The sequence below is a fragment of the Amycolatopsis sp. lyj-23 genome, from assembly GCF_046549135.1.
Taxonomy (GTDB): domain Bacteria; phylum Actinomycetota; class Actinomycetes; order Mycobacteriales; family Pseudonocardiaceae; genus Amycolatopsis.
This window is the reverse complement of record NZ_JAJPWN010000030.1, coordinates 38,209-64,200: the sequence shown is the minus strand read 5'-3', so window position 1 is coordinate 64,200 and position 25,992 is coordinate 38,209. Positions and strand designations below refer to the sequence as shown.

Genomic DNA, 25,992 nt, shown 5'->3' with positions numbered 1-25,992 from the left:
TTAAGTTTTGTGTATGGAGCTTTCGTTGCACCGCTTGCGGATGCTGCGCGAGCTGCACCGCCGCGGCACCGTGACGGCGGCGGCCGCGGCGCTGCACTACACCGCTTCGGCGGTGTCGCAGCAGCTCGCGCAGCTCGAGCGGGACGTGGGTGCGAAGCTGTTCGAACGGCTCGGCCGGCGCGTCCAGCTGACCGAGCTCGGCACCCTGCTCACCGAGCACGCGGAGGAGATCCTCGGCTCGGTCGAGCGCGCGACGCTCGCGCTGGAAGAGGCCCAGGAAGCCCGCACGGTCCGGCTGACCGCCGGGGTGTGGGCGTCGGTGGCCTCCGGGCTGCTGCCGACCGCGCTGACGGCACTGGCCGGCGAGCACCCCGGCATCGAGGTCCGCACCCGCGAGCTGGCTCCCGAAGACACCGCCGAAGCCGTCCGCGACGGCAGTCTCGACTTCTCGTTCGTCATCGACTACTCCGACGCGCCGACGCCCTGGGACGCCGGGCTGGAGCGGGCGGTCGTCGCGGTGGAGCGGCTGCACGCGGCGGTGCCGCGGGGTGCCGTGCCGTCCGGGGCGGCGGCACTGGACGACCTCGCCGAGCACCCGTGGATCCTCGCCGGGGCCAAGTCGCACTTCGGCCGGGCGATGCGCACGGCCTGCCGGCGGCACGGGTTCGCCCCGAAGATCAACCACGAGGTCGAAGAGCAGTCGACGGCGATGGCGATGGTGGGCGCCGGGCTGGGCATCACCCTCGTGTCCGACCTGGGCCTGCGCCTGCTGCGGCCGCCCGGCATCGACGTCGTCACGCTCACCACGCCGCTGCTGCGGACGGTCTCGATCGCCTACCGGCGCACCGCGTTCCGGCGGCCCGCACTGCACCTGGTCATCGACGCCGTGCGCGCGTCGGCGGCCGAGCTGGGCCTGGGCACCGAGTCCGCTTTGCCCTGATCCGGGACTTCTTACGGAGTGGTGATCCCGTCCTGCAGGGCAAGATCCGCCCTGTTTTTGTCGTACCCCGCGTGTAGCGTCCGAAGTCAAGAAGTTCCATCACACGGAACAGGAACGGACATGCAGACGGTGCACGATTTCCCCGAGAAGTCGGGTAGTGCGTCGAACCGCACCGCGCGGGTCCTGGCGGACCGCGCGGCCGGCGAGGCGTACGTCGCATCGGTGTGTTTCAAGCACGGGCCGCCCCGCCTGACCGGCGTGGAGCTGGAGTTCACCGTGCACCACGCCGAGGACCCGGCCAGACCCCTCGATCCCGACGTCCTCGCCGCGGCGCTGGGTCCGCACACCCCGCGGACGCTCCGCCCCGGCAGCCCCGCCTCGCCGCTCCCGGCCGGCTCACCCGTGAGCCTCGAACCCGGGTGCCAGGTCGAGATTTCCGCCCTTCCCCAGGCCTCCCTGCGTGAGCTCGACGCAGTTGTCACGGCCGACCTCCACCACCTGCGCGAGCGCCTCGGCGCCCACGGCCTCGTCCTGGGCGAAACGGGCATCGACGCCCACCGCGCGCCCCGCAGGCTCCTGCACACCCCGCGGTACGCGGCGATGGAGCGGCGGTTCGCGCCGATCGGTCCCGGCGGCCTCACGATGATGTGCAGCACCGCGGGCCTGCAGGTCTGCCTCGACGCGGGGGAGCCCGAGCACTACGCCGCGCGGTGGGCGGCCGCGCACGCGATGGGCCCGCCGCTGCTCGCCCTCTTCGCCAACTCCCGCGTCCACGCCGGCCGCGACACCGGGCACGCCTCGGCCCGGTGGCTGGCGGTGCACGACACGGAAGCGGTGCGCACGCGCACGGCCGCCGTGTCGGGCGACGACCCGGCCGCGGAGTGGGCCGGGCGGATGATGGACGTCCCCCTGATGGTGCTGCCCCGCGGCGACCGGCCGTGGGACGCGCCCGAGGGACTGACGTTCGCCGGCTGGATCGAGGGCCGCGGCGCGGCCGCGCTGCTGCCGAGGCCGACGGTGGCGGACCTCGACTACCACCTCACCACGATGTTCACCCCGGTCCGCCCGCAGGGTTACCTGGAGATCCGGTACCTCGACGCGCAACCGCCGGACGAGTGGCTGGCCCCGGCGGCGCTGGTGTCGGCGCTGCTGGCCCGGCCGGCCACCGTCGACAAGGTGCGCGCGGTCTGCGCGCCGGTCGCGGACCGGTGGACCGAGGCGGCGCGGCGGGGACTGGCCGATCCGGAACTGGCGGCCGTGGCGGCCGCACTGGCCGAGCTCGGCTGCACCGAGCTGGGCGCGACCGGGCTGGCGGCGGAGTCGATCACCGAGATCAGCGAGAGCGTGCTGGGGCGCGCGTACCGATCGAGGAGTGGAGCATGAGCACCGAAGCACTGCACGACCTGAGCGCACAGGACCTGCGCGCCCGGGCGGCCGAGGCCTTGACGCGGGCGCGGGCGCGCAGCGTCGCGTTGACCGACGCCGTGGACGACGAAGACCTGGTCCGCCAGCACTCGAAGCTGATGTCGCCGCTGGTCTGGGACCTGGCGCACATCGGTGTCCAGGAGGAGCTGTGGCTGGTCCGCGACGTCGGCGGCCGCGAGCCGCTGCGCCCGGACATCGACGACATCTACGACGCGTTCCAGCACGCCCGCGCCGACCGGCCGGAGCTGCCGCTGCTCGGCCCGGCCGAGGCGCGCGCGTACGTCAAGCAGGTCCGCGAGAAGGCGTTCGACGTGCTGGAACACGCGCCAATGGCCGGCAGGCGGCTGACCGAGCAGGCGTTCGCCTTCGGCATGATCACCCAGCACGAGCAGCAGCACGACGAGACCATGCTGGCCACCCACCAGCTCCGCAAGGGCGACCCGGTGCTGCACGCACCCGAGCCGCCGCCCGCGCGCTCCGGGCCGCTTCCGGCCGAGGTCCTGGTGCCGGGCGGGCCCTTCACGATGGGCACGTCGGCGGAGCCGTGGGCGCTCGACAACGAGCGCCCGGCCCACGAGATCGCCGTCGAGGCGTTCTGGATGGACACCGTCCCGGTGACCGGCGGCGCCTACGCGCGGTTCCTCGACGGCGGCGGCTACGACGACGAGCGCTGGTGGAGCCCGGCGGGGTGGGCCTACCGGCAGGACAACGGCATCACCGCACCGCGGTTCTGGAAGCGGGAGCAGGACGGCTGGTGGCGGACCGCGTTCGGCGTCTACGAGCGCGTCCCGGCCGACGAGCCGGTCGTGCACGTCTCGTACTACGAAGCCGAGGCGTACGCGGCCTGGGCCGGGCGGCGGCTGCCGACCGAGGCGGAGTGGGAGAAGGCCGCCCGGTTCGACCCGGCGACCGGCCGGTCGCGCCGGTTCCCGTGGGGCGACGAGGAACCCGCGGCCGAGCACGCCAACCTCGGCCAGCGGCACCTGCGCCCGGCGCCCGCGGGGGCGTACCCGGCCGGCGCGTCGCCGACCGGCGTGCACCAGCTGATCGGCGACGTCTGGGAGTGGACTTCGACCGACTTCCACGGCTACCCGGGCTTCGCGCCGTTCCCGTACCGGGAGTACTCGGAGGTGTTCTTCGGGCCGGAGTACAAGGTGCTGCGCGGCGGCTCGTTCGGCACCGACTCGGCGGCGATCCGGGGCACGTTCCGCAACTGGGACTACCCGATCCGGCGGCAGATCTTCGCCGGCTTCCGCACGGCCCGCGACGCGGCCCCCGGCGAGGTGGAGTAGGCGCATGTGCCGCCACCTCGGCTACCTCGGCGAGCCGCTTTCGCCTGCCGAGGCGGTGTTCCGCGCCCCGCATTCGCTGCTGGTGCAGTCCTACGCCCCGGCGGACATGCGCGGCGGCGGCTCGGTCAACGCCGACGGGTTCGGGCTGGGCTGGTACCCCGGCCCGGGCTCGCCGCCGCTGCGCCACCGGCGTTCGACTCCACTGTGGACGGACGAGACGCTGCCGCCGCTGGCCGCGGCGGTCACCGCGGGCGCGTTCGTCGCCGCGGTCCGCAACGGCACCACCGGCCTGCCGGTGACCGAGGCGGCCGCGGCGCCGTTCACCGCCGGGCCCTGGCTGTTCAGCCACAACGGCGTCGTCCGCGGCTACCCGGATTCGCTGGCCGAACTGGCCAAGACCCTGCCGGTCACCGAACTGCTGACCCTGGAAGCGCCGACGGACTCGGTGGTGCTCTGGGCGTTGCTGCGAGCGCGGCTGGCCACGGGCGAGGACCCGCTGACGGCGGTGGCGTCGCTGACCACCGCCGTCGAGGCGGCCGCGCCCGGCTCGCGGCTCAACTTCCTGCTCACCGACGGCTCGACCCTCATCGGTACCGCCTGGACGCACGCGCTGTCCGTGCTGGAAACCCCGGCCGGAGTGTGGCTCGCGTCCGAACCCCTCGACGGCGACCCGCGCTGGCGGCCCGTCCCCGACCACCACGCCGTGCGCGCCACCGCGGCCGGCGTCGACCTGCTTCCCCTGACCCAGGAGACCCCATGACCGAAGTCGACCTCGACCACCACCGCTCCGGCGACGCCGTCACCGCGGAACTGCGCGCGGACGTCGTCGCCGGGCTCACCGCGGCGCAGAAGTGGCTGCCGCCCAAGTGGTTCTACGACGCCGACGGCAGCGAGCTGTTCGAGAAGATCACCCAGCTGCCGGAGTACTACCCGACCCGCAGCGAGCGCGAGGTGCTGGCCGCGCACGCCGGCGACGTCGCGAAGCTGACCGGCGCGCACACGCTCGTCGAGCTCGGCTCGGGATCGAGCGAGAAGACCCGGCTGCTGCTCGACGCGCTGACCGCGCACGGCACGCTGGAGGCGTTCGTCCCGCTGGACGTGTCCGAATCGGCGCTGGCCGAAGCCGCCGAGGCCATCTCGAAGGACTACCCGGGCCTCGCCGTCCGCGGCGTCGTCGGCGACTTCACCCAGCACCTGGACCTGCTGCCGGACGGCCAGCCGCGGGTGGTGGCCTTCCTCGGCGGCACGATCGGCAACTTCCTGCCCGCCGAGCGGGCGGCCTTCCTGCGCTCGGTGCGGGCGGTCCTGGACGAGGGGGAGTGGCTGCTGCTCGGCACCGACCTGGTCAAGGACCCGCGCATCCTGGAACGGGCCTACGACGACGCCGCCGGTGTCACCGCGGAGTTCGACAAGAACGTGCTGCGGGTGATCAACGCGCGGCTCGGCGCGAACTTCGACCCCGACGAGTTCGAGCACGTCTCGCACTGGGACGCGGAGAACGAGTGGATCGAGATGCGCCTGCGGGCCCGGCGGGACCTGACGGTCGAGATCCCCGGTGCGGACCTCACGGTGGCCTTCGCCGCGGGCGAGCACGTCCGGACCGAGATCTCGGCCAAGTTCCGCCCGAGCGGTGTCGAGGCGGAACTGGCGGCGGCCGGGTTCGCGCTCGAACACTGGTGGATCGACTCCCAGCAGCGGTTCGGGGTGAGCCTGGCAAAATCCGTGCGTGGCTAATCCTCTCCGGGCGCTGGCCCGGGCCGCGGGCACGAAACCGTGGCTGATGCGCACCGCCTGGTTCGTCGTCTGGGCGGATCAGAAACTGCACAAGGCGTTCGGCGGCCGGGTGAGCCTCGTGGCGCTCGCCGGGCTGCCGTCGCTGCGCCTGACCACGACCGGCCGCAAGAGCGGGCTGCCCCGCAGCACCAACCTGCTCTACTACCCGCGCGGCGGCGACTTCGTGCTGACGGCGTCCAACTGGGGGCGCCCGAACGACCCGGCGTGGGCGCTCAACCTCCGGGCGCACCCGAAGTGCGAGGTCGCGCTGGCCGGCAGGCCCGTCGACGTCGTCGCGCGGGAACTGCACGGCGAGGAGTACGACGCGATGTGGCGCGAGCTGCTCGCGTTCTGGCCGGGGTATGAGATGGAGCAGCGGGAGGCAGCCCGGCGGTTGCCGGTTTTCGTGCTGGCCCGGGTGGCCCGATAGGCACTGACCATCCGATTGGCCGGTGCCGGGATTCACCGCTTTGTGCCAGTCTCTCCCGGGTAACGCGCCGTGACGCCGTGACCGCGCGGCGAGCGCGTGACCTAGGGAGGGACGTCTTGCCGAGATCCACACAGAGCCGGGTGCGGTCGTTCGCGCTGGTGGGGGCGCTCGTGGCCGGCGTGGGGCTGGCCGGTCCGGCCGGCACCGCGGCCGCGGCCGAAGACGCGGCGGTCAAGCCCGCCGTCGTCGGCGCGACCCCGGCCGTCGCCTGGGGCACCTGCGCGAGCGATGTCCTCGCCGGCGTGCCCGCGGACCAGCTCGGGCTCTACAGCTGCGCGCGCTACCGCGTGCCGATCGACCACGACAACGCTTCGCTGGGCACCATCGACATCGCGCTGCTCAAGCGCGCGGCCCGCACGCCCGACAAGCGCGTCGGGTCGCTGTTCCTCAACCCCGGCGGCCCCGGTGGCTCGGGCCTGACGATGCCGATCGGCGGTCAGTACTACTTCCAGCCGCAGGTCCTCGACCGCTTCGACCTCATCGGCTTCGACCCGCGCGGCGTCGGCGACAGCAACCCGCTGCGCTGCTTCACCACCCAGGAAGACGCCGACGAGGTCTTCGGTGCCCAGGTCGGCGTGCCGCTGTCCCGCGCCGAGATCTCGAAAACCCTGGCCAGCTACCGCGACTACGGCCGGTTCTGCAAGAACAACGCGGGTGCGCTGCTGAACCACATGTCGACCAAGGACGTCGTGCGCGACCTCGACACGCTGCGCGCGGCCGTCGGCGACCGGAAGCTGAGCTACGTCGGCTTCTCGTACGGGACGCTGATCGGTTCGACGTACGCGGCGATGTTCCCGAAGCAGTCGCGGGCCATCGTCATCGACGGCAACGTCGACCCGGCGCTGCGGACCAGCGACGGCGTCGAATACGACCGCGAGCGGGCGCAGGGCTTCGAGATTTCGCTGGACGGGTTCCTGAAGCGCTGTGACCAGGCGGGCCCGAAGTGCGCGTTCAGCGACGGCAACCCGCGGGCGAAGTTCGACGAGCTGCGGGAGTACCTCCGCAAGCAGCCGATCACCCTCCCCGGTGCCGACCCCCTGGACATCAGCAGGTTCACCGGCGGCGTGTCGAGTGCCCTGTACTCGCCGGCGCGGTTCCCGTCGCTGGCCGCCGACCTGCAGCAGCTCTACGCCGCGATCCACCCGGCCGGGGCACAGGTGCAGGCCCTGCAGGGCGCGAAGCTCCAGGTGCTCGGCTCGGGCGGCCGGGGCCTCGCGGACCAGAACCCGGACAGCCCCTACACCAGCGACGACTCCTACTTCGCGGTCAACTGCGCCGACAAGCCGTTCCGGATCCGGCAGGAGCAGGTGCCGGACATCGCCGCGCAGTGGGAGCGCGAGTCGCGCACCTTCGGCCGCTACCAGGCGTTCGCCGACACCGCGGCGTGCCCGGTGTGGCCGGCGAAGAAGCCGGACGCCTACCGCGGCCCGTGGCGGGCGAAGACCGACGTCCCGGTGATCGTGGTCGGCAACTACTACGACCCGGCAACGCAGTACCGGTTCGCGCAGCGGATGGCGGCCGAGCTCGGCAACACCCGGCTGCTGTCGGTGGACGCGTTCGGCCACTGCATCCTGGGTGACGCGCTGGGTGTCGACCAGGCCGTGGCCGACTACCTGACCGATCTGAAGGTGCCGGCGAACGGCCAGGTGTTCCAGCCGAACGTCCAGCCGTTCGGGACCGCGTAGCGCGCGGTGAAAACGGGCCGGGACGACGTCGTCGCCCCGGCCCGTTCTCACGCCCGCAGCAGCCGGTCGAGCAGGTCCCCGGCGGCGGCCTCGCCTTCGGCGGCCGCGCTCGCGGGGTCGCCGGCGCGGGCGGTGAGCATCGCGATTTCGTTCATCCCGGCCAGCAGGACGTGGGCGAAGAGGTCCACGCGGGCGGCGGAGAGCCGGCCGTCGCGCCGCAGCGCCGCCTTGATCTTGCCGAGGGTGCGCCGCTCGTCCTGCTCACGCCAGCGCTGCCAGCCGAGAACTGCAGGCGCGTCGATGAGCAGCACCCGCCGCACCACGGGGTCCGCGGTGCTCCGGATCCACGCCTGGCAGGCCGCGCGCAGCGCCGCCGCCGGTTCGGCGATCCCCTCGACGGCCTGTGCGCCGTCCGCTTCGACCCGCTCGTACACGGCCTCCAGCACGGCGGCGAACAGCGCGTCCTTGCCGGGGAAGTGGTGGTAGAGGGCGCCCCGGCTCACGTCGGCGGCCCGCAGCACGGCCTCGATCGAGGTGCCGTCGTAACCGTGCTCGGTGAACAGCCCGGTGGCGACCGCGACGAGGTGCTCGCGGGTCGCCTGGCCGCGGTCGATCTTCTTGTTCATGCGGGCGGCACCCTCCGTCATTGACAAACCGACTGTCGGTCTGTTGATACTAGACCGTCAGTCGGTTTACTTCTGGAGGGACTGTACCGATGAACCTGCGAACCTGGGTCGACCACCGCGCACGCGTGTCGACCGCGTCCGGCGACGTGAGCTACACCGACGTCGGCGAAGGGCCGGTGGCGCTCTTCGTGCACGGCGTGGGAACGAACAACCTGTTGTGGCGCAAGGTCATGACGGCGTTGGCGGGCGAGCGCCGCTGCATCGCGCCCGACCTGCCGGGGCACGGCGGCTCGCCGGTGACGGCCACCCAGGACCTCAGCCTGAACGGGCTGGCCGCCCGGCTCGAAGACTTCTGCGAATCCCTGGAGCTGAGGGAGCTCGACCTGGTCGCCAACGACACCGGCGGCGCGGTCGCGCAGGTGTTCGCGGTGCGCCACCCCGGCCGGCTCCGCACGCTCACCCTGACCAACTGCGACACGCAGGGCAACCTGCCGCCCGAGGCGTTCCGCCCGGTCGTCGAGCTGGCCGAGCGCGGCGAACTGGCCCCGCTCGCGGTCCAGGCCGCCGATCCGGAGCGGGCGCGGACCGGCGCGCTCGGCGCCGGCTACGAACACCCGGACCGGGTGCCGGACGAAGTCCTGGAAGCCTTTGTCCGGCCGGTGTTCGGCACCTTGGCCGCGGCCCGGCAGTTCGAACGCCTGCTGACGTCGGTCCGCGGGGAGGAACTCGACGCGATCGAGCCGCAGCTCAACCAGCTCCGCGTGCCGACGCTGCTGGTGTGGGGGACCGGTGACCCGAACTTCGGCGTCGAATGGGCCTACCGGTTCCGGGACGCCGTCCCGGCGGTCACCGAGGTCGTCGAGGTGCCCGGGGCCAAGCTCTTCTTCCCCGACGAGCGGCCGGAAGACCTCGTGCCGCACCTGCGCCGGCACTGGGCGTAGCGATCATCACAGGCCCGGCCCGGCCGATCCGGCGCTACCATGACCGGGTTGATCGACCACGAGCAACGGAAGCGAGGTGAGCGGCACATGCCAGCGGACAGTCATCGGACGGCCGGGCGCGCGCTCACCGGGGGTTTCCGGCGGGGCTGAGTCCGGTCGCCCCCTGTCCGGCAGTGCGCGCACGCCGGAAAAGAGCCGGATCATGACCATCTTCGAAATGCTGCTGCGCGTCGGCGCCGGTGTCGGCCTGGGTGCCGTCATCGGGGTCGAGCGCCAGTTCCGCGCCCGGATGGCCGGGTTGCGCACCAACGCCCTCGTCGCGGTCGGCGCGACGCTGTTCGTGCTGCTGTCCGCGCACGGCTTCGGGGGCCTGGCCTCCAGCGGCGACGCCGACCCCACCCGGGTGGCCGCGCAGATCGTCTCGGGCATCGGGTTCCTCGGCGCCGGAGTCATCCTGCGCGACGGCCTCAACGTCCGCGGCCTCAACACGGCGGCGACGCTGTGGTGCTCGGCCGCGGTCGGCGCGCTCGCCGGGGCGGGCCTGTACGCGGTCGCGGCGGCCGGGACCGCGGTCGTGGTCGGGGTGAACGTGGTGCTGCGCCCGCTCGGCCGGGTCGTCGACCGCCGCCCGGACGCGGGCGACGAGACGCCGGCGCGGTACGAGTTCCAGGCGGTGACCCGCGACGAGGCCGAGGCCCACGTGCGGGCGCTGCTCGTGCAGGCGTTGACGCGCACGGACTTCCGGCTGCTGTCGGTGCTGAGCACGGACCTGGAGAACCGCACGGTCGAGGTCCGCGCGGAGCTGGTCGGCGACCAGCGCGACGACGCCCAGATGGAGGCGGCGGTGTCGCGGCTTTCGCTGGAGCCCTCGGTGTCCAGCGTGCGCTGGGTGGCCGTGCCGGCTTAGGCGAGGAATTCGTCGAGCAGCTCGCCGAACCGGGCGGGCTGCTCGACGTTCACCTGGTGCCCGGCACCCTCGATGGAGACCTGGCGGGCGTCGGGTGCCTCGCGGGCGATCAGGTCCGCGATCTCGTGGATGTCGGCGGTGTCGAGCGTCCCGGTGATCACCAGCGTCCGGGCCGCGCCGGCCTGCCTTCGCTGCTCGAGGGTGAACGGGTCGCGCTCGACCATGCCGCTCAACCCGGGCGAGGTGAGCACCAGCCCGTCGACCCGATTCGGGTGCACGAGCGCGAAGTCGGCCGCGGTGCGGCTGCCGAGCGAGGAACCCACCAGCACCGCGGACTCGATCCCCAGCGCGTCCAGCAGCTGCCGGAGGTCGTCGTGGTGGGAGAACCCCGGCACCGGACCCGGTGAATCGCCGTGCCCGCGGGCGTCGGACCGGACGACCCGGTGGCTCGCGGCGAACCGGTCCACCTGCTCGTCCCACACCTGCCGGCTGAAGCCGCCCGGGTGCAGGAACACCAGTGGCTGCCCGTGCCCGCATAGGGAAGGGCCTCCCCGCTCAGCCGAGCGGGGAGTCCCTTCCACCACGCAAACCCTTAGGCCTGCGTCATCTTCCGCAGCACGTACTGCAGGATGCCGCCGTTGCGGTAGTAGTCCGCCTCACCCGGGGTGTCGATGCGGACGTCCGCCTCGAACTCCACCTTGGTGCCGTCCGACTTGGTGGCGGTGACGTGCACCGTGCGCGGGGTCTCGCCGTCGTTCAGCTTCGTGATGCCCGAGATGTCGAACGTCTCGGTGCCGTCGAGGCCCAGCGACGAGGCCGACTCGCCCTGCGGGAACTGCAGCGGGATGACACCCATGCCGATCAGGTTGGACCGGTGGATCCGCTCGAACGACTCGGTGATCACCGCGCGGACGCCCAGCAGCGACGTGCCCTTGGCCGCCCAGTCGCGCGACGAACCGGAGCCGTACTCCTTGCCGCCCAGCACGACCAGCGGGGTGCCCTGCTTCGCGTAGTTCTGCGCCGCGTCGTAGATGAACGCCTGCGGGGCACCGTCGACGGTGAAGTCGCGGGTGTAGCCGCCCTGCACGTCGTCCAGCAGCTGGTTGCGCAGCCGGATGTTCGCGAACGTGCCGCGGATCATCACCTCGTGGTTGCCGCGCCGCGAGCCGTAGGAGTTGAAGTCCTTCTTCTCCACGCCGTGCTCGGTCAGGTACTGCGCGGCCGGGGTGCCCGGCTTGATCGCGCCGGCGGGGGAGATGTGGTCGGTGGTGACCGAGTCGCCCAGCTTCGCCAGCACGCGCGCGCCGGTGATGTCCTGGACCGGGGCCGGCTCCGGCGTCATGCCCTCGAAGTACGGCGGCTTCCGGACGTAGGTGGACTCGAGGTCCCACTCGAAGGTCTTGCCCTCCGGGGTGGGCAGCGACTTCCAGCGCTCGCCGCCGTCGAAGACGTCCGCGTAGTCCTTGGTGAACATCTCCTGCGTGATCGCGTGGTCGATGGTCTCCTGGATCTCCTTGGCCGTCGGCCAGATGTCCTTCAGGAAGACGTCGTTGCCGTCCGTGTCCTGGCCGAGCGGCTGGTTCGCGAAGTCGAAGTCCATCGTGCCGGCCAGCGCGTAGGCGATGACCAGCGGCGGCGACGCGAGGTAGTTCATCTTCACGTCGGGGTTGATCCGGCCTTCGAAGTTGCGGTTGCCCGAGAGCACGGAGACCGCGGCGAGGTCGTTCTCCTGGATGGCCGCGGAGATCTCGTCCGACAGCGGGCCGGAGTTGCCGATGCAGGTGGTGCAGCCGTAGCCGACCAGGTGGTAGCCCAGCTTCTCCAGGTACGGCCACAGGTTGGCCTTGGTGTAGTAGTCGGTGACGACCTGCGAGCCCGGCGCCATCGACGTCTTCACCCACGGCTTGACCGCGAGGCCCTTTTCGACGGCGTTGCGCGCGAGCAGCGCGGCGCCGAGCATGACCGACGGGTTCGACGTGTTGGTGCACGAGGTGATCGAGGCGATCACCACGGCGCCGTGGTCGAGGACGAACTCGCCGCGGTCGGCGGTCGAGACCTTGACCGGCTTGCTCGGGCGGCCCTCGGCCGCGGCACCGGTGTGGTGCGGGGCGGGCTCGCCACCGCCGTTGCCCGAAGCGGAGTGCGCCGGCGCGTCGCTGGCGGGGAAGGACTCCGCCGACGCCTCGTCCACCGTGGACTCGACACCCTTCGGCTGCTCCTGCTGCGGGACGCCCGGCTTGCGCTCGGCGGAGCCCTCGACCTCGTCGGTCGCGTAGTCGCCGAGCGACACGCGGAACGACGCCTTGGCGTCGGTCAGCTCGATGCGGTCCTGCGGGCGCTTCGGGCCGGCGATCGACGGGACGACCGTCGAGAGGTCCAGCTCGAGGTACTCGGAGTAGGCCGCCTCGCGCGACGGGTCGTGCCAGAGGCCCTGCTCCTTGGCGTACGCCTCCACCAGCGCGACCTGCTCGGGCGAGCGGCCGGTCAGCTTCAGGTAGCGGACGGTCTCCTCGTCGATCGGGAAGATCGCCGCGGTGGAGCCGAACTCCGGGCTCATGTTGCCGATGGTGGCGCGGTTGGCCAGCGGCACCTCGGCGACGCTTTCGCCGTAGAACTCGACGAACTTGCCGACCACGCCGTGGCGGCGCAGCATCTCGGTGATCGTCAGCACGACGTCGGTGGCGGTGACGCCGGCCGGGATCTCGCCGGTCAGCTTGAAGCCGACGACGCGCGGGATGAGCATGGAGACCGGCTGGCCCAGCATGGCCGCCTCGGCCTCGATGCCGCCGACGCCCCAGCCCAGCACGCCCAGGCCGTTGACCATGGTGGTGTGCGAGTCGGTGCCGACGCAGGAGTCGGGGTAGGCCTGCCCGCCCCGGGACATGACCGTACGCGCGAGGTGCTCGATGTTGACCTGGTGCACGATGCCGGTGCCCGGCGGGACGACCTTGAACTCGTCGAAGGCGCCCTGGCCCCAGCGCAGGAACTGGTAGCGCTCGCGGTTGCGCTCGTACTCGATCTCGACGTTGCGCTCGAAGGCGTCGGCGCGGCCGAAGACGTCGATGATCACCGAGTGGTCGATGACCAGCTCGGCCGGGGCGAGCGGGTTCACCTTGTCCGGGTCGCCGCCCAGGTCGGTGACCGCCTCGCGCATGGTGGCCAGGTCGACGACGCACGGCACGCCGGTGAAGTCCTGCATGATCACGCGGGCCGGCGTGAACTGGATTTCGATGGACGGGTCGGCGCTGGGGTCCCACGAGCCGAGCGCGCGGATGTGGTCGGCGGTGATGTTCGCGCCGTCCTCGGTGCGCAGCAGGTTCTCGAGCAGGATCTTCAGGCTGTACGGCAGGCGCTCGGCGCCCTCGACCTTGTTCAGGCGGAACACCTCGTACGAGGCGTCGCCGACCTTCAGCGTGTCTTTGGCGCCGAAGCTGTCCTTGCTGGCAGGTGCGGTCACGTCTAACTCCAGTGGCGTGGACTTCCGCGCCGGTGCGGCGGTCGAGTCCCGGGTCAGTTCGGTCGGGTTCGGTGGTGGCGAGTCTTGCGCACCCCCACCGTAGGACCGGATTCGGGATGGCACACCTCGCGGTGCCTCAAACAGTACGCGTGTCCTGTTTAACGGACAAGACGACACGCGGTGTGGGCTGCGCCATCCGGTGCGGGGGTCCCTCAATGAGGGGAATTGGTGCCTACGTTGTGTAAGTTTCCGGTGGTGCGGGTGATAGTGATGTGACTGCAGTGACGCACGGTGTGCGCAGGTGAGCGGAGGTGGCGGTCGTGGCGGGACGGGCCGGGCAGGTGCGGGTGCCGCGCGTCCGCCGGGGACTCAGCGTGAGCACGCTCACGTTGGTGATCTTGTTCGGGGCGGGCGGGACCGGGCTCGCGGCGCCCCCGCCGCCGCCGAACCCCAGCGACTCCGAGATCGACTCCAGCAAGGCCGACGCCAACGCGAAGGCGGGCGAAGTCGGGCGGCTGACCAACCAGCTGGCCCAGGCCGAGCAGAAGCTCACGCAGCTGCAGGACGACGTCGAGCTCAAGCAGGAACAGGCCAACAAGGCCCTGGTCGACCTGCAGACCGCGCAGGACGCCGCGACGCAGGCGGAAAACGACGCCAAGGCCGCGCGCGCCGAGGCGGACGCGGCCTCGGCGGCGATCGAGCAGGCCCGCGCCGACCTCAAGACGTTCGCCGCCGCGAGTTTCCAGCAGGGGAGCACGGTCGGCTCGCTCGGCGCGTACCTCAGCTCCGACAGCCCCAAGGACATGCTCGCCCGCGCGCAGCTGCTCGACGCCGTCGGCGGCAACCGCCTCAACGCCCTCGACCGGCTCCAGCAGGCGCAGACCGAGAAGTCCAACAAGGACGCCGCCGCCCGCAAGGCCGCCGAGCTCGCCCAGCAGAAGCGGGACGCGGCCCGCCGCGCGAAGAACAGCGCCGACGTCGCGCAGACCGCCGCCGAGCGCGCCCAGGACAGCCAGGCGGCCCAGAACACGCAGCTCGAGCAGAACAAGTCCGACGTCGAGCAGCAGCTCTACGCCGCCCAGGCCAAGGTCAGCGGCCTGCAGGGCCAGCGGCAGCGCTACCAGGACTGGCTCGCCCAGAAGCAGCGCGAGGACGACGAACGCGCCCGGCAGGCCGCTCTCGCCGCCGCGGCCGCGGGCGGCGGTGGCCGTCCCGCGGGCGGACCGGCGCCGTCGGGCCCGGCGGGCTCGTCGATCGAGGCGGTGATCGCCCGGGCGCTGTCGAAGCTCGGGATGCCGTACGCGTGGGGCGGCGGCAACGCGAGCGGCCCGACCCGCGGCATCCGCGACGGCGGCGTCGCCGACCGCTACGGCGACTACAACAAGATCGGGTTCGACTGCTCCGGCTTGATGATCTACGCCTTCGCCGGGGTCGCGGGCCTGCCGCACTACAGCGGCTACCAGTACACGGCGGGCCGCCAGGTGCCGCTGTCCCAGATGCGCCGCGGCGACCTGCTGTTCTGGGGCGGCCCGGAAGGCATCCACCACGTGGCGCTGTACCTCGGCGGCGGGCAGATGGTCGAGGCGCCGCAGTCCGGGCTGCGGGTCCGCGTCGCCCCGGTCCGCTACGGCGGCATCATGCCGTACGCGACGCGCCTGGTCGGCTGAAAACCCGGTCGACAACGTCCGCCGCGGGCCACAGGATCGGCCGGTGGACGACGAACTGAACGCGCTGCGGCGCACCCGGATGCGCTGGAACACACCCCTGTCCGAGCCGCACGCGGAGCTGCTGCTCGACCGGATGGCCCTGGACGAGGGCCACCTCGTCGACCTCGGCTGCGGCTGGGGCGAGCTGCTGCTCCGGGCGGCCGCCCGGGCTACGGGCCTGCGCGCGACCGGCGTCGACACCGACGAGACGGGACTGGCGCGCGGCCGGGCGGCGGCCGCGGCGCGGGGCCTGGCGGTGGAGTTCACCGCAGCGGACGCGGCGACCTGGGACGAGCCCGCCGAGCGGGCGTTCTGCATCGGCGCCGCCCACATCTTCGGCTCGCCGAAAGCGGCGCTGGAAGCGCTCGCCCGGGCGGTGCGGCCGTCCGGCAGGCTGCTCTACGGCGACGGCTTCTGGTCGTCGCCGCCGGGCCCGGCGGCCCTCGAGATCTTCGGCCGGGACGTGCTGACCCTGCCCGAGCTGCTCGACGCGGCCGGCGGCGCCGGCTGGCGCGTGCTGCACCTGAGCACCGCCGACCAGCTCGAGTGGGACGACTTCGAGTCGACCTCGCGCGCCGGCTGGGAGGAGTGGCTCGCGGCGCACCCGGGCGACCCGCGGGCGGGGCGGGTGCGGGAGTGGCTCGACCGGCGGCTGCGCGAGTACGTCGGGGGCTACCGGGGTGAGCTGGGCTTCACCTACCTCGTGCTGGGCCGCTAGGGTGCGTCGGTGCGCTACGCGGGGATCGTGGTGGCCGGGGGCGCGGCCCGCCGGCTGTCCGGTGTGGACAAGCCGGCGTTGTCGGTGGGCGGGAAACCGTTGCTGGCCCGAGCGATTCACGCCCTCGACGGTGCCGAGCGGGTGATCGCCGTCGGCCCGCGACGGCCCGGCTTCGACGTCGTGTGGACCCGGGAACCGGTGCCCGGCACCGGTCCGGTGGCGGCGCTCGCGGCGGGCCTGGTGTTCGTGCCCGGCGACGTCGAGGCGGTCGTGGTGCTGGCCGCCGACCTCCCGGGCGTCCGGCGATCCACAGTGGACAGACTGCTCGCCGCGATCGGCGACGGCGACGGGGCGGTCCTGGTCGACGCCGCGGGCGAGCGGCAGTGGCTGCTGGGCGCCTGGCGGCTGCCGTCGCTGCGGGCGGCGCTGCCGGAGCGGGCGGAGAACGCCGCCCTGCGCCGGGTGCTGGGTGCCCTCGCGGTCGCCGAAGTCCCGGCCGAACGGGGCGAAGCGGACGACATCGACACCCCCGAAGACCTCGAGCGCCACCGCTGAGCCCCTCGGTCGAGCGCCCCAAGGCGGCCTTCGGTGCTCCGCCCATGCCCCCACCGCCACCCTCAACGGAGGCGCTTCGCGCCGCAGTGCTGATTCAACGCACCGAAGGCCACATCGGGGCGCTCGGCGGGCGTCCGGTGGCGGGCGCAGTGGGTGCTTCACAGGTGCCACACCGGTGACCGTGTTGGCTGATCGTGGGCCGGGTGCGCCCGTCCGCGTGCCGGGCGGACGGACGGCCGGGGGAGGCAGTACGGTCGCACCGCGTGATCACCGTCGCGGGGGCGGCGCACGAGAGTTCGAGGAGGCAGAGTGACCGAGCCCGGCTACGCCGAGGGCGGGAACGGCCAGCAGGCGACACCGGCGCGGGACGCCCAGTTGCTGGAGCGGACCGTGTTCGAGGTGAAGCGGATCATCGTCGGCCAGGATCGCCTGGTCGAGCGGATGCTGGTCGGCCTGCTGGCCAAGGGCCACCTGCTGCTCGAAGGTGTGCCCGGCGTGGCGAAGACCCTCGCCGTGGAGACGTTCGCGCGGGTCGTGGGCGGCTCGTTCTCCCGCGTCCAGTTCACCCCGGACCTGGTGCCCGCCGACATCCTCGGCACCCGGATCTACCGCCAGGGCGCCGAGCGCTTCGACGTCGAGCTCGGCCCGGTCGTGGCCAACTTCGTGCTCGCCGACGAGATCAACCGCGCGCCCGCCAAGGTCCAGTCGGCGATGCTCGAGGTGATGGCCGAGCGGCACGTGTCGATCGGCGGGCAGACGTTCCCGATGCCCGACCCGTTCCTCGTGCTCGCCACCCAGAACCCGATCGAGAACGAGGGCGTCTACCCGCTGCCGGAAGCGCAGCGCGACCGGTTCCTGTTCAAGATCGTCGTCGAGTACCCCTCCGCCGAGGAGGAGCGCGAGATCATCTACCGGATGGGCGTCACCCCGCCCACCCCGCACGAGGTGCTCAGCCCGGGCGAGCTGGTCCGGCTGCAGGGCGTCGCGTCGCAGGTGTTCGTGCACCACGCGCTGGTCGACTACGTGGTGCGGCTGGTGCTGACCACCCGGACGCCGAACGAGCACGGCCTCGCCGACGTCGCCGGCTGGGTGTCCTATGGTGCTTCGCCGCGCGCGAGCCTCGGCATCATCGCCGCCGCCCGCGCGCTGGCCCTGGTCCGCGGCCGTGACTACGTGCTGCCGCAGGACGTCGTCGACGTCGTGCCGGACGTGCTGCGCCACCGGCTCGTGCTGTCCTACGACGCGCTGGCCGACGGCGTGCCGATCGACCACATCATCACCCGCGTGCTGCAGACCGTGCCGCTGCCGCAGGTCTCGGCCCGGCCGCAGGGCGGGGCCGGCCAGGGCGGCCCGGTCCCGGCGGGCGCGCCGGTCAGGTAACCCGGCGATGGCGAAGAACGAGAAGGGCGAACGCCCTTCGTGGGCGCCGCCGATCCTGCGCGGCGACCGGCTGGAAGCCGGGCTCCGCACGCTGGAGCTCGACGTCCGCCGCCGGCTCGACGGGCTGCTGCAGGGCAACCACCTCGGCCTGGTGCCGGGGCCGGGGTCCGAGCCCGGCGAAGCCCGGCCGTACCAGCCCGGCGACGACGTCCGCCGGATGGACTGGGCGGTCACCGCCCGCACCACGACCCCGCACATCCGGGAGACCGTGGCCGACCGCGAGCTGGAGACGTGGGTCGTGGCCGACCTGTCGGCGAGCCTCGACTTCGGCACCGCGCTGTGCGAGAAGCGCGACCTCGTGGTCTGCGCCGTCGCGGCGGTCGCGCACCTGACCGGCGGTGGCGGCAACCGGATCGGCGCGCTGGTCTCCACCGGCGCCGAGACCGTCCGCATCCCGGCCCGCGGCGGCCTGGCGCACGCCCGCGGGCTGGTGCGCAAGCTCGCCGAGACGCCGCGCGCGGCCGAGGGCACGCGCGGTGACTTCGCCGCGGCCTTGGAGCAGCTGCGCCGCCCGCCGCGACGGCGTGGCCTGGCCGTGGTGATCTCCGACTTCCTGGGCGAGGAGTCCTGGGAGCGGCCGCTGCGGGCGCTGGGCGGGCGCCACGAACTGATCGCGATCGAAGTCCTCGACCCGCGCGACATCGACCTGCCCGAGGTGGGCACCGTCGTGCTGGCCGACCCGGAGACAGGGAAACAGCGCGAAGTGCACGCTTCGGCCTTGCTGCGCAAGGAGTTCGGGGCCGCGGCCCACGCCCACCGGCAGCGGGTGGCGGCCGGGCTGCGGCGCGCGGGGGCGGCGCACCTGACGCTGCGCAGCGACGCCGACTGGATCGCCGACGTGGTGCGGTTCGTCGTCGCCCGCAAACGCCGCTGGTCGGGGGGTGTGGCGTGAAGCTGACGGGGTTCGCGTCACCGTGGTGGTTCCTGCTGCTGATCGCGGTCGCCGCGGTGGCCGTGGGGTACGTGCTCGCCCAGCGGGCGCGCCGGAAGCGGACCATGCGGTTCGCGAACCTGGACCTGCTCGAAAAGGTCGCGCCGAAGAGCCAGGGCTGGATCCGGCACCTGCCGGCAGTGCTGATCGTGCTGTCGCTGCTGCTGCTCACGGTGGCGCTGGCCGGGCCGACCGCGGAGCAGAAGGTGCCCCGCAACCGGGCGACGGTGATGCTGGTGATCGACGTTTCGCTGTCGATGGAAGCCACCGACGTCCTCCCCACGCGGCTGCAGGCGGCCCAGGAGGCGGCCACGAGCTTCGCGCGGAACATGACGCCGGGGATCAACCTGGGGCTGATCTCGTTCGCGGGCACGGCGACGGTGCTGGTCAACCCGACCACCGACCGCAACGGCGTGATCAAGGCGATCGAGAACCTGAAGCTGGCCCAGTCGACGGCGACCGGGGAAGGCATCTTCGCGGCGCTGCAGTCGGTGGAGAGCTTCTCGAGCGTCGTCGGCGGGGCCGACGGGCCGCCGCCGGCGCGGATCGTGCTGATGTCCGACGGCAAGCAGACGGTGCCGGAGGACCTGTACGCGGCGCGAGGCGGCTACACCGCGGCGCAGGCAGCGAAGCAGGCCGGCGTGCCGATCTCGTCGATCTCGTTCGGCACCACGCACGGGTCGGTGACGATCGACGACAAGCCCCAGCCGGTGAGCGTGGACGACGAGTCGCTGCGCGAGATCGCCCGGCTGTCCGGCGGCGAGTTCTACAAGGCGGCCAGCGCCGAGGAGCTGAAGAAGGTCTACGCCGACCTCGGCGAGCAGATCGGCTACGAGCTCAAGGACGCCGACGCGAGCAAGCCGTGGGTCGTCGTCGGTACGCTGATCCTCATGCTCGGCGCGGCGGCCAGCCTCTTCTTCGGGCAGCGGCTGCCGTGATTCAGGCTCGGCGGACGCCGTGGAGGCTTCCGCCGAGCAGGGTCACCCCCGACAGCACGCCGCTGACGAACGGCACCCACGCGGCGGCGCTGCCGAGCAGGACGAGACCGGCGACGCCCAGCGCGGTGAGGACCACGCCGACGACGAGGATCGAGCGGGCCTTCCACGCCCACGCGAGCGCGGCGAAGTGCAGCCCGACGACCGTGGCGATCCACGCGACGTTCGCCTGGACCGGCGCGTCGAGCAGGCTCAGCACGAAGAACCCGGCGACGAGCAGCACCACTTCACCGAGGACGACGACCCGGTAGCTCGGCCCGAACACCGGCCGCCCGTCGAGCGTCGGCCGGCCCCCGGCCCGCAGCCCGAGGAAGAGCACGGCCGCCAGCGCGGCCACGGCGAGGGCGCGCAGCACCCAGCCGAGCACGGGCGGGAGCGGGTCACCGGAGTTGACGAGGACGAAGACCGTGCCGAACGCGGCGCCGATGAGCGCCCCCAGGAACTGCTGTCGCATCCGGCGAACCTACCGGAACCCGTTCTGGCGCCAGGCTTCGTAGACGGTGATCGCCGCGGTGTTGGCGAGGTTGAGGGACCGGTTCGACGGCCGCATCGGCAGCCGCACGCGGTCGGTCACCTCGGGGGCCTCCTGGACGTCGGCGGGCAGCCCCACCGATTCCGGCCCGAACAGCAGGACGTCGCCCGGGGTGTAGGCGACGTCGGTGTACAGCCGCGTCGCCGAAGCGCTGAAGGCGTACACCTTCGCCGGGAGCAGGGCGGCCCAGGCGGTGGCGAGGTCGGCGTGGACGTGGACGCGGGCGAGGTCGTGGTAGTCGAGCCCGGCCCGGCGCAGCTGCTTGTCCTCCAGGGTGAAGCCGAGCGGCTCGACCAGGTGCAGTTCGCAGCCGGTGTTGGCGGCCAGCCGGATCGCGTTGCCGGTGTTGGGCGGGATTTCGGGGCGGTAGAAGAGAATGCGGAACACGGCCTCAGTCCCCGAGCAGCGCGGCGTAGACCTTGCGGACCGCGTCCGGCGGCGCGGCCGGGCGCAGCGTGGCCGGGTCGACGAAGACGTACCGGATGGTCGCCGCCGCGATCGGGGTCTCGCCGCGGTGGATTTCGAAGTCGAAGACCAGCGACGTCGTGCCGAGGTGGTTCAGGTACTGGGCGACGACCAGCTCGTCGTCGTACCGGGCGGGCGCCCGGAACTGGAGGTTCGCTTCCGCGGCGACGACGTCGGTGCCGTGTGCGAGGAATTCGCCGCGCGAGCCGAACAGCGCCTTCTCCGCCTCGAAGGAGCACATGTCCACATAGGCCAGGTAGTGGGCGTTGAAGACGATGCCCTGGCCGTCGCACTCGTGGTAGCGCACACGCAGCGGCAACTCGGCGATCGGGCGGCGAGGAGCGGTCACGCGCCCAATGTAGTTCAGCCGTGCAGGGCCCGGTACGCGGCCGCCGCGCGGTGGTCCGGGCCGCTGCGCGGCTGCCGCGGTGCGTGCTCGGCGCGGCTGCTCGGGGCCGGGGGAGAGGAGTGCCGGGTGGGGAAGCCCCGCCCCGGCGGCGGGCTCGGGTTCGGCGAGCGTGACCGGGTAGCGGTGTCGAAGCGTGTCAGCCGTGCAGGGCCCGGTACGCGGCCGCCGCTCCCGGTTGCAGGGGTACCGGCTGGGTCCCGATCAGCGTGCGCACGTCCAGGAACTGCGTCCCGACCGCCTCCGCCGGGACCAGCGCCGTGGCGCGCTCCACCAGCAGGCGGACCACCGCCGCGGCGACGTCGTCCGGCAGCGACGGGGTGCACACCAGGAGGTTCGCCACCCCGATCGTGCTCAGCGCGCCCACCCCGCGGTACGCGCCGTCCGGCACCTGGACCTGGTCGTACACCGGGCCGTACGCCGCGCGCAACGCCGGGACCACCGCATCCAGTGGCAGCAGCGCGATCGGCGTCGTGCGGGTGAGCTCCGCGAGCTTCGGCGTCGGGACCCCGCCCGACCACAGCATGGCGTCGATCCGGCGGGCGGCCAACGCGCGGACCGCGTCGTCGAACAGCAGGTGCCGCGCGTCCACCGCCACGCCCGCCTTCGCGAACAGGCGCGAGCCCAGCTGCGCCGCGCCCGAGCCGCTCGCGCCCAGCGAGACCGCCCGGCCGGCCAGGTCGGCCAGGCCGCGCACCGGTCCGTCCGCCCGGACCACCAGCTGCAGGTAGTTCTCGTACACGCGGCCGAGCGCGAGCAGCGGCACCTTCCCGGCGAACGGCGGTCCGCCGCCGAGCGCCGTCTGGGCCACGTCGGCGAGCACCAGCCCGAGGTCGGCCCGGCCCCGCTGCACGAGCCCGACGTTGGCGACGCTCGCCTCGGTCGGCACCGCGGTGGCGTGCAGCAGCGGCTCCGCCCGGTTCAGCTCGGCGGCCAGCAGCTCGGCGAAGGCCAGGTAGAACCCGCCGCGCTCGCCGGCCGCAATGGTGAGCGTGCGTTCCGGGCCGCGGTAGCCCGACGTCGAACACCCGGCCAGCGCGAGGCCGAGGCCGCCGAGCAGGGCCGTGCGGCGGGTGAGCGTCATCCCGGCTCCTCCTGCAGCGGCAGCGTGACGCGGACCTCGAGGCCGTGGGGGAGCGCCTGCCGCAGCTCCAGGACCCCGCCGCGCGTGCGCACCTGCTGCTGCGCGATGGCCAGCCCGAGACCGGTCCCGCGCGGGGCGCCTTCGCCGCCCGCGCGCCAGAACCGCTCTGTCGCCCGCGCCCGGTCCTCAGTGGACAGTCCCGGCCCGTCGTCGGAGACGACGAGCGTGGCGCTCGACGCGCCGGTTTCCCAGTCCGTGGTGATCTTCGCGCCGGCGCCGGCGTAGTGGACGGCGTTGTCCAGCAACACGTCGAGGATCTGCGCGAGCTCGCCTTCCGGACAGCGCACGGTCACCGGCTCGTCGTGCCCCGGCGGCGGCACGATCGTCGACCCCGCGTCCTCGGCGGCCGGGCGCCACGCGTCGACGCGTTCGGCGAGCACCGAGGCGAGGTCGCACGCCGGCACCGCGCCCCCGGCCGCCACGCGGGTCGCGGTGCTCTCGGCCAGCGCGAGCGCCAGCAGCCCGTCGAGGAGCTTCTCCAGGCGTTCGACCTCGGCGACGGTCGCCCGGTAGGTCGCGTCGTCGCCGTCGATGCGCCCGGCCAGGGAATCGACGCGCAGCCGCAGCGCCGCCATCGGGTTCCGCAGCTGGTGCGAGGCGTCGGCGACCAGCCGGTGCTGCTGGTCGGCCGCTTCGAGCACGGCCTCGGACATCCGGTTGACCTCGGCGGCCAGCGACCGCAGCTCGCGCGGCCCGGTGCGTTCCGGCACGTGCGCGCGGTGCCCGTCCGCCACGGCCAGCACGCCGGTTTCGAGTTCGTGCAGCGGCCGCACCATCCACCGGGCCAGCACCACGGCGAGCAGCACGAACACCACCGCGACCAGCACCGCACCGGCGCCGATGGTGCCCCAGCGGGCGGCGACGTCCGCGGCCGCGGCCGTCACCGACGCGCGCAGCACGACCACCCCCGACACCCGGGTGCCGGTGCCGACGGGCCGGGCGAAGTAGGCCGGTTCGGCCGACCACGGGTCCACCCGGTCCACCCGCGGTGCCGGTTCGTTGCGCATGGTCGCTTCCACCAGGGCCCGCACCGCCGGGTCACCCGCACTCAGCCCGCCCGCCTGCACCAGCGGGACGCGCCGGGCGTCGACGATGACGACGCCTTCGCCGTACAACTCGGCGTAGCGCTCCGCGTCGCCCGCGAGGGCCGCCGGGTCGCGCGTGTCGACCGCTTGCTGGGCCAGCACGACGAACCGGTCGACGTCGGCGGTGCGGGCGATGACCAGCTGCTGGGTGCGCTGGTCGGCCGTCGAACCCAGCAGCGGCACGGCGAACGCGGCGACCACCGCGAGGGCCAGGGCCACCAGGACCACCAGGAGCCGGGTGCGCACGGGTCAGTCCCGGCCGAGCCGGTAGCCGAAGCCGCGGATGGTGGTGAGCAGGCCCGGCCGGTCGAGCTTGGCGCGCAGCCCGGTCAGGTGGACGTCGAGCGAGCGCGACACCGCGAGGTAGGCGTCGCCCCAGACCTCGTCCATGAGCTGCTGGCGGCTCACCGCGGTGCCCGGCCGCGCGGCGAGCACGGCCAGGATCTCGAACTCCTTGGTGGTCAGGCCGACGTCGTGCCCGGCGACCAGGACCCGGCGGGCCCCGAGGTCGATCTCGACGTCCTCGACGCGCACGACGTCCCCGGCCGGGGTGGCGCGGGCCACCGCCCGCCGCACCACCGCGTCCATCCGGGCCAGCAGCTCGGCCAGCCGCACCGGCTTGGTGAGGTAGTCGTCCGCGCCGAGCCGCAGGCCGCGGACCACGGACCGCTCGTCGCCGCGGGCGGTCAGCACGATCACCGGCACCGGCGAAACGGCCCGGATCTTGCGCAGCACGTCGAGGCCGTCGAGGTCGGGCAGGCCGAGGTCCAGCAGCACCAGATCGGCCGCGCGGTGGTGGTGCAGGGCATCGGCCCCGCGGGCGACGCTGGTGACGGGATGACCGCGCGCGTGCAGCGACTCGGCCAGCGCACCGGCGACACCCGCGTCGTCTTCGACGAGGAGCACGCGCACGGTCATCCCCTTGTCAGCGTTCTTCCCAGCGTCCTTCTCAGCGTTTCGCCGGCTGCTCTTCCCGCTGTTCCGCCAGCTCGGAGCTCTTCGAGGTTTCCCGCATTGTGCCGTAGACGATCAGGGACACCAGGACACAGCCCGCGACGTACCAGAAGAACACCGGCTCGTGCCCGGCGCTCTTCAGCGCCTGCGCGATCAGTTCGGCGGTGCCGCCGAAGATCGCCACGGTGAGCGCGTACGGCAGCCCGACGCCGAGGGCGCGGATCTTCGTCGGGAACAGCTCGGCCTTCACGATGGCGTTGATCGAGGTGTACCCGGCGACGATGACGAGCCCGGCCAGCACCAGGAAGAACGCGCCGACGGGGTTGCGGGTCGAGCCCATCACCGTCATCAGCGGGACGGTGAGCAGAGTGCCGCCGATGCCGAAGAACAGCAGCAACGGGCGGCGGCCGATCCGGTCGGACAGCCGGCCGGCCAGCGGCTGCAGGATCGCCGCCACGAGGATCGCGCAGAACAGCACGACGGTGACCTGCCGCCGCGGGATGTGCGCGGTGTTCTCCAGGAACTTCTGGCTGTAGGTGGCGAAGGTGTAGAACCCGACCGTGCCGCCGAGGGTCAGGCCGACGACGAGCGCGATCTCCTTGGGGTACTTGGCCAGCGCGCGCAGCGTGCCGCGTTCAGCCGTGGTTTCCGCGCCCGCTTCGCGCGTGTAGCTCTCGGACTCGTCCATGCCGCGGCGCAGCCACATGACGGTGAGCGCGGCGACCGTGCCGACGCCGAAGGCGATCCGCCAGCCCCACGCGGTCAGCTGCTGCTCGGTGAGCAGCGCCTGCAGGACCAGCTGGAGACCCAGGGCGAGCAGCTGGCCGCCGTAGAGCGTCACGTACTGGAAGCTCGAGTAGAAGCCGCGCTTGCCGGGCGTGGCCACTTCGGACAGGTAGGTCGCCGAGGTGGAGTACTCGCCGCCGACCGAGAGGCCCTGGATCAGCCGGGCGGTCAAAAGCAGGATCGGCGCGGCGATCCCGATGGTGTGGTAGCTCGGCGTGACGGCGATGAGCAGCGAGCCGCCCGCCATCAGCGTCACCGAAAGCACCAGCGCCCTGCGGCGGCCGAACCGGTCGGCGAACCGCCCGAGCATCCAGCCGCCCAGCGGCCGCATGAGGAACCCGACGGCGAACACGGCCGCGGACCCCAGGAACGCGGCCGTGGTGTCGGACGTCGGGAAGAAGGACTTGGCGAAGTAGGTGGTGAACGCCGCGTAGGCGTACCAGTCGTACCACTCGATCAAGTTCCCGATCGAGCCGCGCAGCACGTTGCCGATCACGCGCTTTTCGCCGCCGTGCTGGTGAGCGGCGGCGCCGTTGAGCCGGGTTGTCATCGTCGACCTCCTGTGTTGCGACTCACGGTGACCAACCAGCGGGTAACCAGCAAGGTCGGGAGGCAGTTCCTAACACCCGCTTAGGGCGATCTCGTTCACTGCGACGCACATAGGCGGACGTAAGATCACGTTTTCGCAGGTCGGACGGCATCGTCAGCTACGTAAGATCACTGTGCGCCTCTGGATTCG

25 protein-coding genes are annotated in these 25,992 nt (G+C 72.8%); 15 read left to right on the top strand and 10 right to left on the bottom strand.

What is annotated here, in order from left to right; all coding sequences use genetic code 11:
• Window positions 1-13 precede the first annotated feature (13 nt).
• From ACLJPY_RS47810 to ACLJPY_RS47780, 7 genes are all read left to right on the top strand, one after another.
• The gene (locus ACLJPY_RS47810; RefSeq protein WP_410597656.1) at window positions 14-940 is read left to right on the top strand and encodes a LysR substrate-binding domain-containing protein; all 927 of its coding nucleotides are present in this window, start codon (window positions 14-16) and stop codon (window positions 938-940) included.
• Window positions 941-1,060: 120 nt separating this feature from the next.
• Window positions 1,061-2,323 carry a glutamate-cysteine ligase family protein gene (locus tag ACLJPY_RS47805; protein ID WP_410597655.1) on the top strand — a complete coding sequence of 421 codons (1,263 nt, stop codon included), beginning with the start codon at window positions 1,061-1,063 and terminating at the stop codon, window positions 2,321-2,323.
• Entirely contained in the window at window positions 2,320-3,657 is a 1,338-nt protein-coding gene (gene egtB / locus ACLJPY_RS47800; protein WP_410597654.1) for an ergothioneine biosynthesis protein EgtB, read from the top strand. Before ACLJPY_RS47805 ends, egtB begins: the two co-directional genes overlap by 4 nt.
• Before the next feature lie 4 nt (window positions 3,658-3,661).
• Window positions 3,662-4,417: an ergothioneine biosynthesis protein EgtC gene (gene egtC / locus ACLJPY_RS47795; protein WP_410597653.1), complete on the top strand. Its 756-nt coding sequence runs from the start codon at window positions 3,662-3,664 to the stop codon at window positions 4,415-4,417.
• Window positions 4,414-5,391: an L-histidine N(alpha)-methyltransferase gene (egtD, locus tag ACLJPY_RS47790; protein ID WP_410597652.1), complete on the top strand. Its 978-nt coding sequence runs from the start codon at window positions 4,414-4,416 to the stop codon at window positions 5,389-5,391. The genes egtC and egtD overlap by 4 nt, the downstream gene beginning before the upstream one ends.
• 46 nt (window positions 5,392-5,437) lie before the next feature.
• Complete coding sequence (locus ACLJPY_RS47785) at window positions 5,438-5,860, top strand: nitroreductase family deazaflavin-dependent oxidoreductase (RefSeq protein ID WP_410597686.1); 423 nt, start codon at window positions 5,438-5,440, stop codon at window positions 5,858-5,860.
• A 140-nt stretch (window positions 5,861-6,000) separates the two neighbouring features.
• The gene (locus tag ACLJPY_RS47780) at window positions 6,001-7,605 is read left to right on the top strand and encodes an alpha/beta hydrolase (RefSeq protein ID WP_410597685.1); all 1,605 of its coding nucleotides are present in this window, start codon (window positions 6,001-6,003) and stop codon (window positions 7,603-7,605) included.
• Window positions 7,606-7,652: 47 nt separating this feature from the next.
• On the opposite strand, the gene ACLJPY_RS47775 is transcribed toward ACLJPY_RS47780, so the two are convergent.
• Complete coding sequence (locus ACLJPY_RS47775; RefSeq protein ID WP_410597651.1) at window positions 7,653-8,231, bottom strand: TetR/AcrR family transcriptional regulator; 579 nt, start codon at window positions 8,229-8,231, stop codon at window positions 7,653-7,655.
• Window positions 8,232-8,320: 89 nt separating this feature from the next.
• On the opposite strand from ACLJPY_RS47775, the gene ACLJPY_RS47770 reads away from it, so the two are divergent.
• The gene (locus ACLJPY_RS47770; protein WP_410597650.1) at window positions 8,321-9,172 is read left to right on the top strand and encodes an alpha/beta fold hydrolase; all 852 of its coding nucleotides are present in this window, start codon (window positions 8,321-8,323) and stop codon (window positions 9,170-9,172) included.
• A 202-nt stretch (window positions 9,173-9,374) separates the two neighbouring features.
• Complete coding sequence (locus ACLJPY_RS47765; protein ID WP_410597649.1) at window positions 9,375-10,079, top strand: MgtC/SapB family protein; 705 nt, start codon at window positions 9,375-9,377, stop codon at window positions 10,077-10,079.
• Here ACLJPY_RS47765 and ACLJPY_RS47760 read toward each other — a convergent pair.
• A complete protein-coding gene (locus ACLJPY_RS47760; RefSeq protein WP_410597648.1) occupies window positions 10,076-10,594 on the bottom strand; it encodes an alpha/beta fold hydrolase in 519 nt (172 codons plus the stop codon). The genes ACLJPY_RS47765 and ACLJPY_RS47760 overlap by 4 nt on opposite strands.
• A gap of 77 nt (window positions 10,595-10,671) precedes the next feature.
• Window positions 10,672-13,536 carry an aconitate hydratase gene (locus ACLJPY_RS47755; protein ID WP_410597647.1) on the bottom strand — a complete coding sequence of 955 codons (2,865 nt, stop codon included), beginning with the start codon at window positions 13,534-13,536 and terminating at the stop codon, window positions 10,672-10,674.
• Window positions 13,537-13,847: 311 nt separating this feature from the next.
• On the opposite strand from ACLJPY_RS47755, the gene ACLJPY_RS47750 reads away from it, so the two are divergent.
• From ACLJPY_RS47750 to ACLJPY_RS47725, 6 genes are all read left to right on the top strand, one after another.
• Entirely contained in the window at window positions 13,848-15,203 is a 1,356-nt protein-coding gene (locus tag ACLJPY_RS47750) for an NlpC/P60 family protein (RefSeq protein ID WP_410597646.1), read from the top strand.
• A gap of 43 nt (window positions 15,204-15,246) precedes the next feature.
• Complete coding sequence (locus tag ACLJPY_RS47745; protein ID WP_410597645.1) at window positions 15,247-15,960, top strand: SAM-dependent methyltransferase; 714 nt, start codon at window positions 15,247-15,249, stop codon at window positions 15,958-15,960.
• Window positions 15,961-15,969: 9 nt separating this feature from the next.
• The gene (locus tag ACLJPY_RS47740) at window positions 15,970-16,515 is read left to right on the top strand and encodes a molybdenum cofactor guanylyltransferase (protein ID WP_410597644.1); all 546 of its coding nucleotides are present in this window, start codon (window positions 15,970-15,972) and stop codon (window positions 16,513-16,515) included.
• Window positions 16,516-16,824: 309 nt separating this feature from the next.
• The gene (locus tag ACLJPY_RS47735) at window positions 16,825-17,895 is read left to right on the top strand and encodes an AAA family ATPase (protein WP_033260648.1); all 1,071 of its coding nucleotides are present in this window, start codon (window positions 16,825-16,827) and stop codon (window positions 17,893-17,895) included.
• A 7-nt stretch (window positions 17,896-17,902) separates the two neighbouring features.
• Window positions 17,903-18,847 (top strand): DUF58 domain-containing protein, encoded by a 945-nt coding sequence (locus ACLJPY_RS47730; protein ID WP_410597643.1) that lies wholly within the window; start codon window positions 17,903-17,905, stop codon window positions 18,845-18,847.
• The gene (locus tag ACLJPY_RS47725) at window positions 18,844-19,824 is read left to right on the top strand and encodes a VWA domain-containing protein (RefSeq protein WP_410597642.1); all 981 of its coding nucleotides are present in this window, start codon (window positions 18,844-18,846) and stop codon (window positions 19,822-19,824) included. The genes ACLJPY_RS47730 and ACLJPY_RS47725 overlap by 4 nt, the downstream gene beginning before the upstream one ends.
• A gap of 1 nt (window position 19,825) precedes the next feature.
• Here the strand turns inward: ACLJPY_RS47725 and ACLJPY_RS47720 are convergent, their stop codons facing one another.
• The 7 genes from ACLJPY_RS47720 to ACLJPY_RS47690 all read right to left on the bottom strand — a co-directional run bounded on the left by ACLJPY_RS47720 (window position 19,826) and on the right by ACLJPY_RS47690 (window position 25,803).
• Entirely contained in the window at window positions 19,826-20,335 is a 510-nt protein-coding gene (locus ACLJPY_RS47720; RefSeq protein ID WP_410597641.1) for a hypothetical protein, read from the bottom strand.
• 9 nt (window positions 20,336-20,344) lie between these two features.
• Complete coding sequence (locus ACLJPY_RS47715; RefSeq protein WP_410597640.1) at window positions 20,345-20,800, bottom strand: tRNA (cytidine(34)-2'-O)-methyltransferase; 456 nt, start codon at window positions 20,798-20,800, stop codon at window positions 20,345-20,347.
• Between the two features lie 4 nt (window positions 20,801-20,804).
• A complete protein-coding gene (locus ACLJPY_RS47710) occupies window positions 20,805-21,227 on the bottom strand; it encodes an acyl-CoA thioesterase (RefSeq protein ID WP_410597639.1) in 423 nt (140 codons plus the stop codon).
• A 196-nt stretch (window positions 21,228-21,423) separates the two neighbouring features.
• Window positions 21,424-22,368, bottom strand: coding sequence for a TAXI family TRAP transporter solute-binding subunit (locus tag ACLJPY_RS47705; RefSeq protein WP_410597638.1), 945 nt, complete (start codon window positions 22,366-22,368; stop codon window positions 21,424-21,426).
• Entirely contained in the window at window positions 22,365-23,759 is a 1,395-nt protein-coding gene (locus ACLJPY_RS47700; protein WP_410597637.1) for a sensor histidine kinase, read from the bottom strand. The genes ACLJPY_RS47705 and ACLJPY_RS47700 overlap by 4 nt, the downstream gene beginning before the upstream one ends.
• Before the next feature lie 3 nt (window positions 23,760-23,762).
• On the bottom strand, window positions 23,763-24,431 hold the full coding sequence (locus ACLJPY_RS47695; protein ID WP_410597636.1) for a response regulator transcription factor: 669 nt from the start codon (window positions 24,429-24,431) through the stop codon (window positions 23,763-23,765).
• A gap of 31 nt (window positions 24,432-24,462) precedes the next feature.
• On the bottom strand, window positions 24,463-25,803 hold the full coding sequence (locus ACLJPY_RS47690) for an MFS transporter (protein WP_410597635.1): 1,341 nt from the start codon (window positions 25,801-25,803) through the stop codon (window positions 24,463-24,465).
• Window positions 25,804-25,992 lie beyond the last annotated feature (189 nt).